The organism is Paenibacillus sp. MER TA 81-3, assembly GCF_023713585.1.
Classification (GTDB): Bacteria; Bacillota; Bacilli; order Paenibacillales; family Paenibacillaceae; genus Paenibacillus_B; species Paenibacillus_B profundus.
Map to the genome: position 1 here is coordinate 351,996 of NZ_JAMAWB010000002.1, position 12,582 is coordinate 364,577.

The following is a 12,582-nucleotide window of genomic DNA, read 5'->3' on the forward strand; positions in this document are numbered from 1 at the left end:
GTAAGTAAACCTGTGTTCATTCTCATGGGTGAAATAAGGGCTTAGGCATTTCATGACCGCCTTCGTAATAAATGGAAATCGTAATTGACATACTACGAGGAAGGGGCCTTCCCAACTCCGACGCGGTAGAGACAACACAAGGGAATGAACAATTGATAAGGAATAAGATGAAGATGGAGCTTACTAAAATGGTTAATAAAATGATGGATTTTATCAAATACAAAGGGGCTGTATGGAAAATCCCATTAGCTGCAGCACTGTCATGGGAGCTCGCGGAGTGGTCCGGATCTAAACATCCTTACTTGGCTCCTCTGACGGTCATTTTGTCCATCCAATTAACAGTTGACAAGTCCATACAATTTGCATGGCAGCGCATCATGGGGACAATTGCCGGCGTTCTTTTCACTGCATCAATAGCGCCCTATGTTGGTTTAAACGGCTGGAGCATAGGCTTCCTCCTTTTTGTAGGGGCTCTAATCGTAACGTGGCTGAAGTTGGATCATGCTATAATGATCCAAGTTGCTCTCAGCATTTTATTGGTAATGTACTTTCAAAGCAAGATGCCCAGCTATTCCCTTGATCGGATACGTGATACCGTTATCGGCGCTGTCATTGCCCTACTGATCCATATGCTGATATTCCCCCCCGATTCCGTTAACAAAGCCAAAAAAAAGATGATCCATTTCACGGACCATCTATCCAATCATTTTATAAACATCGCACTTTGGGTAAAAGAGGGCTGCTCCTCGAGTGAAGCCCAAACATTGCAAACAGAATTGCAAACCTTATTCCGGGAACTTCATCAAGCGACAACCGAGTTGGATAAAGCGGAACAAAGTGTGCGTTACAATCCGCTAGGCCGCAAAAAACGCGATATCATAAAAAAATTAAACCAGAAAATGCAACAACTTCGGTCTGGCTATGCCAATTCTGCCGACATGATACGAGTTCTTGCGAAATGGTCCGAAAGCGGCAATTTTGCGAAAGAGGATCAACGGATTTGGGCCGTTCATTTGAATACGTTAGCGGGGTTTGTAAAGGAATGGAAAAGTGTATTGGATGACCCAGCCTCATTCAGCTTGGCTTCCAATGGCACAGCCCTGCAAATAAAAGCGCCTGCCCATATGGAGAACTATCAGTACCCGCTTGCGTTATATATGAACGCCGAACAAGTCGTTCAAGATTTCCAAAATGTGGATTTTTCCAATAAAGCCCTGTAATCTTCAGCAGTATCCACATCCATGAACAAGTCCGGGTTTGCGAAATCGATGCAAATTCCCGATTTTTCCTTTCGAATAAGATGTCTGGCTCCCTGATCGCACTGCAATCGCAGGAGATCCGGAAACATTCGATGAGCAAAAATAACCGGCGGTCTTGCTAAACCATCATACCTCGAGGCCGCGAAACCAATGTTGCCGTTCATCTGATGCGTTTGAAAACATAAAAGCAGTTCATTGATCATCTCATTTGTAATTAAAGGTTGATCCGCCAGTACTATCATCAAGGCTGTCGCTTCCATGGCAAGTGCAGCCTGTACACCGCAACGCAGAGAGTGCGCTTGCCCCAAACGAGATTCAGGGCAGTGAATAACGGACCATTTCCGTTTGATCGGATCCCGGTAAAATGTGTGATCCATCCAAGCTGCCGCAACGTCATTTACTATTACCCAAACATAATCCAATCTGGATCTCAAAGCCGCAGCCAACGCATAATTCCCCAAATTCATAGGACCCAACGGAAGTCTCAGTTTATCCGAACCCATTCGGGTACTTTGGCCTGCCGCTAAATAGATGCCAACGATATTATTCCGGCTCATTGACAACAACTTCTTGTGTTCTATTTTTTCTATACGTATATATTATTTCTGCGAGAATGCTCACTGCGATTTCCTCGGGCCCCTCTGCACCAATCGCAAGTCCCACGGGAGAATGAACTTCCATCGGAACCGGCCCGCCTTTTAGCAGGCGTTCCGTTCTATTTTTCGATCCCAGAATGCCAAGGTAACAAAGCTGCCGCTCAGAAAGAAGTCGAACCAGCTGCTGATCCCTCCTAAAATTATGACTCATTACAATTGCATAATCGTAAGGCGAAAAATGAATCATCCCTATCGTTTCCTCTGGAAACCCCAATAAAATAGATTCAGCATCCGGAAAATAACGTCGATTGCAAAAGGCGGGTCTCCAATCGGAGACGGTGACAGAAAACCGATGATCGCTGCAAATGCGGCAAGTGGTCTGGCGTCCGGTCCCGCACCAAATATCATAAGACGCGGTCTGGGATAATAGGTATGAACGAAAACATCCGATTGCATGGATGAGACAAACTTCATTCCGCTCCTCCACGATTCCTCCGACGACGTCCAATCCAATAATACCTGTGGAAATTCTCCCCTCCACTCCCCGAATAGGTGCCGATCTCTAGTCAAGAAACCATAATCGATCACAGACCCATCCGAGCCGAAGCTTTTAATGAGTATGACCTCGGTTCCATGATCCAAATAATTCTTCAATGTACATAAATGATCCGCGAGCTCATCATTTACCGGTTCCATCGTGACATGAACAACACCGCCGCACCCTAGTTCTTCCCCCCAGGACAGCGGATCCGATGACTGCATGTCGAACACGAAGCTGCGAGAAACGCCTGTCTCCAGAATATCCGGCACGCAGGCCGAAAGATCAGCCTCCAGGCAGCCAGCGCTTAGCATCCCTAATTGTGAACCATCTTCAAGAAACAGCACGCAGGCCCCTTCTTTACGGTAAGCGCTCCCTTCCACATGGGTAATCGTCGCAAGCACGCTCCTTAGGCTGGTACGTTGAATGGTTTCCAAAATGCGATGAATTTCTTCCAAGCTCGCCCCTCCTCAACTCCTAGAGGAAAATGCTTCCCCATCCTCTTTCTTCATAAAGACGTCCTTCACCGCATTGTGAATTTCTTCATAGGACATACACCTGCAAATGTTGGATTCCAGCCATACCCTAATTGTGTCCTCATTCGCATGCGGATGAACATTCCGCAAGCCCTGACAGTTCACAATAAAGCCCGGGGTACAGTAACCGCATTGAAATGCCTGATGTTGTACAAAGGCATGCTGTACCGGTGAGTTCATCAAACCCTCGATCGTTGTAATTTTCTTTCCATCGGCTTCCACGGTGAGCATAAGGCACGATTTCATAGGAAGGCTGTCTACCAATATCGTACACGTGCCGCAGTCTCCGTTATCGCAACCGGATTTACTCCCCGTGAGTCCAAGTTTGTCTCGAATTGTATATAACAGTATATCAGCAGCCCTTACTCGAATTGTTCGCTTCTCACCGTTAACTTGGAATTCAACTGGATAAATAGTGGTATCGCAGGATGACATGCTTCACCTTCTTTCCAATATCTGAACCGCGTCAGCCATCGTTTGTTTAAGCACAAATTTCCGAAAAGAGGCGGATCCTTCCGCATTATCTAGTAATGGAGCAGGAAGTTTGCCGATCGCCTGTTCAATTCTTGCCGCCAACGGTATCGAGGAGTCGTTCAACGCCTGTTCCATTACAAGGGATCGAAAAGGGAATGAGCAAACGCCGCTGTATGCTGTGTGAATCTGTTTATCTTTCTTAATAGCAGCTACTGTCACAAGAGGGTAGCCGACATTGCCAATCTGCCGTTTTTTGTAATGAACGAACGGCAACGATAAATAACCGCGGTCTGTTAGGATTTGTACAAGAAATTCTCCATTCTCCAATCTCAATTGTTGCAGGAAAACATTGTGGATAGAAGTCTCTCTTATTCCTTGTATTCCTGCTATAATCATACGGCTGTTTGCCAACAAAAGCGGAAGCACGGCCTCCCTGTAATAAATTTTGCCGCAAATGTTTCCCCCGAGCGTGATTTTATTCCGGGCTGTTTGGTCGGCGGCTCCCTGTGCTGCTTCAGTGAGCAGCGGGAATGGATTCGCCGCGGATAACACCGATAACGTGACGCAAGCTCCGATGACCAATTTATCCTTCTGCATTTCTATGACGTTGCACTCCGGAATGAACTTCAAATCGATAACAGCTCCCGGTTGAATGGAGTTTGCTCGAGCCCATGTGATGATTTCCGTCCCTCCGGAGTAATACATCGGTTTCTTCCCTTGTTTGTGCAGAGACTGAAACAATTCCACAGCCATCTGAACGGAAGAAGGCTTGTAGTATTCAAAATCAAACGGAATCATGGATCGTCCTCCAGATCATCTCGGGCGTCAGAGGCAAATGATTAAGCTCTACTCCAGCGGCGAGGGTCAGGCTATTCGCCAATGCCGCGGGCATGCCAATCAAGCCATGCTCACCGATTCCGCGCAACCCGTAAGGCGCTTCCAAATGAGGCGTTTCGACGAAATCAACGAAGTACTCCGGCTGTTCTCCATAACGAATCAATTTATAGGTACGCAATTGCGGATTTATTATGGCACCTTTATCATTGAATAGAAAAGCCTCCCGGCTAGCAAAACTTAAGCCCATACTCATACCGCCCGTGATTTGGCTGCGGGCGAATTCCGGATTGATCACCTTGCCGGCATCGATGACCGATGCCGCTTTTACGATTTTATATGTGTATTCTCTTGTATTTAATTCCACTTCTACCGCCTGTGCGCCTACCGTCCACTCTGGACCGGGATTTCCTTTACCTGTTTCTGGATCCAATGATGTTAAATTACGCATCGTATAGCTCCCGCGTCCGATTACTTGACCACCGATCGTATTCCCATTTGGGAATTTGTATCCGTTGGCGATTTGTTCAATTTCTATCCCAATATCGGAGCGATCTTTACGGAAAACCTTGCCCCCTCCGACATCCAAGTCAGTCGGCAAGCATTGCAGCACAATTGAAGCTATGTTTTTTAACTGTACGATGGCATCGTCAGCCGCATGCAGAATCGCATTGCCAACTAGAAATGTACTGCGGCTCGCCACCGTTTTCCAATGATGGGGATCGGTTTCAGTATTTACTTCCGTAGAAATATGTATCATCCGGTCATCCATACGCAACCGTTCCGCCAACAGTTGAGTAAGCGCCGTCCTCGTTCCCTGGCCGATTTCTACTGCACCGCAAAGCAGATTCACGCTTCCGTCGGGATTAAATAGAATAACAGCTCCTGCTCCGGCATCTGTTGGCGTATTCGAATTTTTCCAGAAACAGCACACCCCTTTCGCCTTGATGAGATCGCCATCGATTTCAAGTAGGGGGCGGTCGTCCCAATGGATTAATGTTTTCAATTTTGCAATGCACATGGGTAAATCGCCCACATTGCTTCTATCCATCAAGGTTTGTGTCGGGGACGTATCCCCTGGTCCTATCGCATTATAAAAACGAAATTCCAAAGGATCCATGCCCACTCGATCCGCCAATAAATCCATCGCTCTTTCCATGGCGAACGTCAGTTCCGGATGGCCGAATCCTCGAAATGAAGTGGAATAGGGGTGATTGGTATACATGCATAATGAGTCGCAATGAACGTTATCGATGCGATAAGGCCCCGTGCAATCGACGGCTCCCGCCCGGCTCATGACCGCACCTCTATCCGAATAAGCTCCGCCATCATACAGATACAGAATTTCGGCGGCCATAATTCTCCCTTCATGGGTACAGCCAAGTTTGATTCTGGCATCCAATCCAATATGGACTGGAGAAGAGATCATGTCCAGCTCCCTGGAGTTAACCAATTTTACAGCTCTCCCGCCAACCGCGCTTGAAGCCAAAAAAGCAAGAAATTCCATCTGAATCGCGGCTTTTCCACCAAAGCTTCCTCCGACCAGAGGCGTGTGAACGATGACTTTGTGAAGCGGAATATGAAACGACTGGCTGATTGCCCTTCGGATAATATAAGGTGATTGTGAAGCGGAATGGATGATCACTTTTCCGCCGGGTAAAATCTCTGCCATACAGCATCGCATTTCCATCGCAGCGTGATCCGATTGCGGTAATGTGACCTGGACTTCAATGGTATAATCGCTATTCCTCCATCCTTCCTCCATATTCCCCTTGCGTATTTTTGTTCGGTTCGCGATGTTAGTTCCCGGCTCTGGGTATACCTCTTCGTTCCGCTTGTACGCGGCAAGATGCTCATGAATAAGCGGAGCATCTTTCTGAAAAGCTTCACTTGGAGAAAGGACGACCGCTAAAAGCTCATAATCCACTTTGATTTGGAGAGCCGCCATCTCTGCAATATATTCTTGTTCCGCGACAACAAGGGCGACGGGCTCGCCATAATATCTCACTTTGTCAATTGCGATTGGTGGCCGGTCTGTCAGTGGTGATCCGGTCAAAATCGGGTAATGTTGTCCTGTAATGACCGCTTTTACACCCGGTATTTTCATGGCGTTCGACGAATCAATTGATTTTATGTTGGCGTGAGCATGGGGGCTGATAGCTATTTTGGCATGTAAAAGATCCGGTCTCGAGATATCATTAATATATTTGGTTGACCCTGTAACTTTCTCCCATGCTTCCTTTCTGGGAACGCTTTTTCCAACCGATCGGCCGATCTTGGCCCCCTCCTTTTTCAAATAGCCCTGCAACGCTTTGCATAGTCAGCGTGGACAAGAGCCAAATTCCAAGAGGCTATTCGAATATTTATTTAATAAAGTTCTCCATAGCCTATATATATACATGATTTTTTGTCCGTATTATCTAAATTATATGTTGTAAAGCAATTTCAACGTGACCATCATTTGGTGCAGAACGGTTCATTGCGATAAAGGTATATGAGGAGTTGGGATTGCTGGGGTGAAGGTCAAGCCATCCTTCTTCAGCAGCAAAAATGGGCTGTGGAATATCATTTCCGCTGCCCATTTTTATTTTCGTTTTCACTTAAATGAATTGCTATCTCTCCGCGGCATGAGCTATCCCTTGATATCGGTGAGCAAGGGCTTTGTGATAATACTCTTGTTCGGCATAGTGGAAAAACATTACTGGATTGTTCGCGTTAGCCATTTTCATACGTTTGAAATGCTCCGCCCGTACAAAATATTGACCAGCGAGTTGATTAGGATCGTAAGACGTATGCATATCGCGATAAAAAGCTGTATTTGACAAAATAAACACTCCCTTACTGATTTTCATATATAGTCAATAATACTGTATGGTAAACGCCCAACTTTTGTTACATGATGAGATCTCAAGTTCTCCACATATCCCAATTTCCCATCAGACGCCTCTTAGCTGGTTAAAGGATGCTTCTACGTATCAGCAATAAGTTATAATCCATATACCACTACTTAGTGTTAATAGCTATATCAATGGTTTTATAAAGGTTGGGAGAACACATGGGACTTAGGACGGAACATCAACTGCGGGAGTTCATCAAGGAGAATATTTTAGTCACAGCTCTGGATGCTCAAAACGCATGAAAAGAGTTATTTGCAGAAATGCTTCAGGAGATGCGGCCTAAGAATTGGGATGAACTAGCGAACTTTTTCAAGTATCCCCTCGGAGATCCGTAAGCTCGCCTAACACCACTCACATCATCGAGAGTTATCATCGTCAGTTTCGCAAAGCAACAAAGGGAAAGAGTGTTTTTCCAAACGGCGAAGCGCTGCTTAAGATGCTCTATCTGGTCACTATGGACAAATGAACCATTCACCGGGCGTACCTTTTCGTTTGAGCGACGAACAGCAGGAACAACTGAAACAGCCCACTCGGCGGCCAGGGCCTTAAGGAGCTGTCGTCCGGCTAGGGGCGCCTGTTCCGGATAATAAATGAGCTATCGTTACGGGGTCGTAATGCAACGCAAATTGCAGGCGAGGCTGCAAATCGAAAGGAGAGCATCTTTTGCTGCTAACTCGCTCATTTGTACCACGGAGAAACACCCTGAAATAAGGCCGATGACATACATAAAACAAAGCATCCATGCGGGGGCACCGCTTCGTTGCGATATGCCGGAGTCGGACAGGAGCCAAGAAAAGGAAAATTTGTCCCAAAGTGTACGCAAAACGGGAGACACTCTCACATTCACCTTGCGAAAGCCTACGAAAATCTTGGGATCTATTTTTGTTTATGGCATGTAGTCTTTTTCTGTTCTATCTATCCACGTTATTCTGTGTTTCAATCCATTTATAGTATAATGATTACTACTGTATGGGATGGAAAACAGGGAAAAGAGGGAACAGATGCCTACTATACTGGTTGCTGATGACGATGCGAACATTCGCGAACTCGTCTGTTTGTTTCTACGCAACGACGGATTTGCAACAGCCGAAGCCGCGGACGGCAAGGAAGCGCTGACCGTCTATGCCTCGACGCATATTGATCTTGTCGTGCTCGATATTATGATGCCGATTATGGATGGTTGGACGTTATGCAAGGAGCTCCGAAGAGCCAATCCTGATCTTCCCTTACTTATGCTGACTGCGAGAGGCGAAACATGGGAGAAAGTGAAAGGTTTCGAACTGGGGACGGACGATTATTTGACGAAACCATTCGATCCGTTAGAGTTGACGGCTCGTGTTAGGGCATTACTGAAACGATACCGGATTGGCTCCACGCAGACGATCAAGTTCGGCAACGTCACGCTTGATCGACAGACCTATAAGGTGCTGAGAGGGACGGAGTCGCTTACACTGCCGCTCAAGGAGTTCGAATTGCTGTATAAGCTTGCTGGAACACCTGGACAAGTCTATACACGCGAGCAGTTGATCGATCAGATTTGGGGGATCGATTACGCCGGAGATGATCGAACGGTAGATGTACATATTAAACGCCTGCGTGAACGGTTCGCAACTACACCCGATTTTCGTATCGAGACGGTGCGTGGGCTTGGGTACCGGCTTGAGGTTTACGAATGATCAGATCCTTATATATACGTGTTGTCCTAACATTTTTAGTGTCTGTTATCGCGGGTACGATCATTTCTTTTTTTGTGTCAACTTTGATATTTGAAGAAAAACTAAACGAAAACGCACAAATCAACATTCGTAACTTTGGCCAAGACATTGTCAGGATTTACAAGACTCTTCCGTTAAGTGAAGCGGACTCGTTCGTAAGTGAAATGAAGATGCTCGATTCCTATCATATTCGGATTTACGAAGCAACGGGTCAGTTCCAGTCGTACGGAAGAGTTAACGGACACAAACCTGCCACTGTGACGAAGGAGCAATTAAAGAAAGTACTAGATGGAGGCGTTGTTCAAGACAATCCGAATGGTATTGGCAAGGTCCTTTTAGGACTGCCGTTGAAAACGGAACTGGGAACAAAAGCGATGTTCTTGGAGATGCTCGCCCCCCCTTCCACCTCCTTTGTCACCATGTGGGCATCGATCTTTGCAACTTGTTCGTTGATCGCAGGAAGCTTAATCATTCTGGTGGCCTCCATATTTTTGGTAAGACCGATCAAAAAGCTGACAAAGGCGACCAAGCGTATAGCCGCTGGAGATTTCAACGTCAAGCTGAATATTAAGCAAACGGGTGAGCTGGGTACTTTGGCTCGCAGCTTCGAAGAGATGATGCACGATTTGCAACAATTGGAGCAGATGCGCAGGGAATTCGTAACGAATGTGTCGCACGAGGTTCAGTCTCCGCTCACCTCGATATCCGGTTATGCGCTCGCACTCAAGCAAGTAGACCTGGCAGACCAAGAGCGAAGCCGTTATCTTGATATTATCATCGCTGAAGCGAAGCGGATGTCCAAGATGAGCGACAGCCTGCTCAAGCTGAGTTTGCTTGAAGCGCAGTCACAGCAGCTTCGTTTGGCTACACTTAGCCTTGATGAACAGATCAGACGGGTAATCGTCGCGCTCCAGCCGCAATGGTCTGCCCGCGACATCCGTTTCGAGCTCAATTTGAAGGCCGTTCGCCTAACGGCTGATCATGATCTATTAAACCAGGTATGGACGAACATAATCGGCAATAGCATCAAATTCTCGGTGGATGGCGGCATTATTGATGTCAGCATCAAACAAGATGCCAAAAATGTGACAGTCCGAATATCCGACACGGGCATTGGTATTTCCTTGGAGGACCAGAAACGTATATTCGAACGTTTTTTCAAGGCAGATCGTTCACACAGTCGTAAGTATGGCGGCAGCGGTATGGGACTTGCCATCGTTAAACAGATTGTATCGCTTCATCAAGGCGAAATTCGAGTAGAAAGTGAACCTGATCAAGGAACGACCTTCTTTGTCACCTTGCCAATCACTACGCCAACAGATTAGTTAGATTCATAGGGTATCCATCGGATTGACTAGACCGCGTTCTCCATGCTGCGGCCCACATGCAAGCTTCCTTGTATGTGGGCCGCAGCATTTTTTTACTTGTTCATATTCAGTTCATATTGTCGTCATGGGGAGTACATCTTTATCGTATATGCTAGCTTAACGGTCCGATTGGCAGCCCAATACAGAAATAACCGACAGGAGAATATGCGAGTGAAAATACGCGAGGTAAAGAAAATGGACTTGGATACAACAACAACAGGCAAAAAACCAACTAGTAAGATGAAAAAATGGCTTAGCATTTTACTTAAAGTATTAGCAGTATTAGTTATAGCAATCGTACTTTTTCTAGCCATTGTGTTTACAGTTAATATGATCAGTAGTAAATCAGAGGAAGGAAAAATAAAACCCTATGGTCAGTTTGTAACAGTAGATGGGAAAAATATGAATGTTTTGATTCAAGGACAAGGCGAAGAAACAGTCGTGCTGCTACCAGGTTTGGGAACAGGAACACCAGCACTGGATTTTAAGCCGCTAGTAGAACAGTTATCACCATTTTACAAAGTCGCAGTGATTGAGCCTTTTGGTTATGGATTAAGTGATGGAACCGAAAAAGAACGAAGCATAGGAAATATTGTAAGTGAAATTCATGCAGCTTTACAGAGTCTTAAAATTGATCGATATATTTTAATGGGTCACTCCATTTCAGGCATTTACGGACTAGATTATGTGAACAAATATGAACACGAAGTGAGTGCATTTGTCGGGATCGATAGCAGTGCTCCCAAGCAATACGGTGATAAGGTTGTTGAATCTCCAATATCATCTACAACAATTACGCTACTCAAAAAATCAGGTTTAGCCAGATTAATAATGAAACTAAGTGCTGACCCATATGCTAAAATACCAGTTGATGATGAAACAAAAGAACAAATGAGAATTCTTTCTTTCAAAAACTTCAGAAATCCCACCATTGTGAATGAAATAGAAAGTAGGTCTTCTAATTTTAAAGCAACTGAAAATTTAACATTCCCAAAAAACCTTCCTGTTATATTCTTTTTACAACCGGATAGTACAGGAATTGAAGGATGGTCAACACTACATGAAGAGCAAGTAAAAGATTCTGTACATGGAAAAGTGATGACATTTGAAGGAACCCATTATTTACACCATACCAAATCAAAAGAAATCGTTGAAAATTTTAGAACGTTTATGGAAGAAGTAAAAAAAGACAAGTAGATGATTTTTAAAATGAAAGTTTGTTTGTAATTATTTGATATAACAACATGCTCAGTTCATATTGCCGTCATGGGGAGTACATCTTTGTTGGTTAAACTTTCATTAGCCGCACCGTTAAGGTAACTGGATAAACAGATCAGGACAGGAGTAGATGAGAGTGACACAAACCGAGGAAATAAAAACAAAGGATGGAACAAAATCTAAGAAAGTGCGAAGCATTTTACTTAAAATTATAGGAGCAATCGTTATCGCCATTGTTCTTTTTCTAGGGATTGTTTATATCACGAATGTGATAAGTACGAATTCGGAGCAAAAACGAATAGAGCCTTACGGTCAGCACGTATCTGTAGACGGGAAAAATATGAATGTATTAATTCAAGGCGATGGCGAGGAGGCGATCGTACTCCTGCCTGGTTTTGGAACAGCTACACCAGCACTTGATTTTAAGCTGCTCATCGATGAATTATCTCCATTTTACAAAGTTGTCACGGTTGAGCCCTTCGGTTATGGATTAAGTGATGAAACAGAAAAAGAGCGAACAACAGAGAATATTGTAGGTGAAGTTCATGAAGCGCTGCAGCAGCTTAATATTAACCGATACATGCTCATGGGCCACTCCATTGCAGGCCTTTACGGCATTGATTATGTGAACAAATATCCAAACGAGGTGACTGCATTTGTCGGAATCGACAGCAGTGTTCCAACACAACCGGGTATGGATGCCAAATTGCCAATCAAAAAGTTAGAATTTCTCAAAAAATCAGGTCTCTTAAGAATGATGATAAAACTAAGTGCTGACCCTTATGCTGGACTAGCATTTGATGAAAAAACCGTAGAGCAAATGAAATTGATTTCGTATAAAAGCATGAATAATGACACTATCTTGAATGAGATGGGCCATATTTCTTCTAATTTTAAAGGTGCTCATGACTTAACATTCCCTAAAGACCTTCCACTTCTTCTCTTTGTACAAGCGAATAATGAAGGGATAAAAGAATGGATACCTTTGCATGAAGGGCAGGTCAAAGACTCGGTACATGGAAAAATAATCACCATGGTGGGATCGCATTATTTGCACCACACCCAATTCAAAGAAATCGCGGAGAATGTTAGAGCATATATGAAAGAAGTAAAGTAAGTGTATCATTCGTGGGCTCTTTAAGCTTTGT

The 12,582-nt window shown here is 44.8% G+C and carries 13 protein-coding genes and 1 pseudogene; 6 read left to right on the plus strand and 8 right to left on the minus strand.

All coding sequences use genetic code 11. From position 1 onward, the window contains the following. Positions 1 to 203: 203 nt before the first annotated feature. Positions 204 to 1,220, plus strand: coding sequence for an FUSC family protein (locus M3650_RS03980; RefSeq protein WP_251572548.1), 1,017 nt, complete (start codon positions 204 to 206; stop codon positions 1,218 to 1,220). On the opposite strand, the gene M3650_RS03985 is transcribed toward M3650_RS03980, so the two are convergent. From M3650_RS03985 to M3650_RS04020, 8 genes are all read right to left on the minus strand, one after another. Next, on the minus strand, positions 1,178 to 1,816 hold the full coding sequence (locus M3650_RS03985) for a nucleotidyltransferase family protein (RefSeq protein WP_251572550.1): 639 nt from the start codon (positions 1,814 to 1,816) through the stop codon (positions 1,178 to 1,180). The two genes, M3650_RS03980 and M3650_RS03985, sit on opposite strands and share 43 nt — an antisense overlap. Further along, a complete protein-coding gene (locus M3650_RS03990; protein WP_251572760.1) occupies positions 1,803 to 2,222 on the minus strand; it encodes an XdhC family protein in 420 nt (139 codons plus the stop codon). Before M3650_RS03990 ends, M3650_RS03985 begins: the two co-directional genes overlap by 14 nt. Beyond that, positions 2,105 to 2,851 carry an XdhC family protein gene (locus M3650_RS32225; protein WP_251572552.1) on the minus strand — a complete coding sequence of 249 codons (747 nt, stop codon included), beginning with the start codon at positions 2,849 to 2,851 and terminating at the stop codon, positions 2,105 to 2,107. The genes M3650_RS03990 and M3650_RS32225 overlap by 118 nt, the downstream gene beginning before the upstream one ends. Before the next feature lie 12 nt (positions 2,852 to 2,863). Next, the gene (locus M3650_RS04000; RefSeq protein WP_019420774.1) at positions 2,864 to 3,364 is read right to left on the minus strand and encodes a (2Fe-2S)-binding protein; all 501 of its coding nucleotides are present in this window, start codon (positions 3,362 to 3,364) and stop codon (positions 2,864 to 2,866) included. A 3-nt stretch (positions 3,365 to 3,367) separates the two neighbouring features. Further along, positions 3,368 to 4,201, minus strand: a complete 834-nt coding sequence (locus M3650_RS04005) for an FAD binding domain-containing protein (protein ID WP_251572555.1) — start codon at positions 4,199 to 4,201, stop codon at positions 3,368 to 3,370. Next, a complete protein-coding gene (locus tag M3650_RS04010; protein ID WP_251572556.1) occupies positions 4,188 to 6,545 on the minus strand; it encodes a xanthine dehydrogenase family protein molybdopterin-binding subunit in 2,358 nt (785 codons plus the stop codon). The genes M3650_RS04005 and M3650_RS04010 overlap by 14 nt, the downstream gene beginning before the upstream one ends. Positions 6,546 to 6,657: 112 nt before the next feature. Further along, complete coding sequence (locus tag M3650_RS04015) at positions 6,658 to 6,837, minus strand: hypothetical protein (protein ID WP_251572558.1); 180 nt, start codon at positions 6,835 to 6,837, stop codon at positions 6,658 to 6,660. Positions 6,838 to 6,849: 12 nt separating this feature from the next. Then, positions 6,850 to 7,071 carry a hypothetical protein gene (locus tag M3650_RS04020; protein WP_251572762.1) on the minus strand — a complete coding sequence of 74 codons (222 nt, stop codon included), beginning with the start codon at positions 7,069 to 7,071 and terminating at the stop codon, positions 6,850 to 6,852. A 347-nt stretch (positions 7,072 to 7,418) separates the two neighbouring features. On the opposite strand from M3650_RS04020, the pseudogene M3650_RS04025 reads away from it, so the two are divergent. The 5 genes and pseudogenes from M3650_RS04025 to M3650_RS04045 all read left to right on the plus strand — a co-directional run. Next, positions 7,419 to 7,594, plus strand: a pseudogene (locus M3650_RS04025) (transposase); the annotation flags it as partial. Between the two features lie 541 nt (positions 7,595 to 8,135). Then, positions 8,136 to 8,810: a response regulator transcription factor gene (locus M3650_RS04030; RefSeq protein WP_251572560.1), complete on the plus strand. Its 675-nt coding sequence runs from the start codon at positions 8,136 to 8,138 to the stop codon at positions 8,808 to 8,810. Beyond that, on the plus strand, positions 8,807 to 10,174 hold the full coding sequence (locus M3650_RS04035) for a sensor histidine kinase (protein WP_251572562.1): 1,368 nt from the start codon (positions 8,807 to 8,809) through the stop codon (positions 10,172 to 10,174). Before M3650_RS04030 ends, M3650_RS04035 begins: the two co-directional genes overlap by 4 nt. A 213-nt stretch (positions 10,175 to 10,387) precedes the next feature. Beyond that, complete coding sequence (locus tag M3650_RS04040; RefSeq protein ID WP_483311723.1) at positions 10,388 to 11,413, plus strand: alpha/beta fold hydrolase; 1,026 nt, start codon at positions 10,388 to 10,390, stop codon at positions 11,411 to 11,413. A 157-nt stretch (positions 11,414 to 11,570) separates the two neighbouring features. Beyond that, a complete protein-coding gene (locus M3650_RS04045) occupies positions 11,571 to 12,551 on the plus strand; it encodes an alpha/beta hydrolase (protein ID WP_251572564.1) in 981 nt (326 codons plus the stop codon). Positions 12,552 to 12,582: the final 31 nt, after the last annotated feature.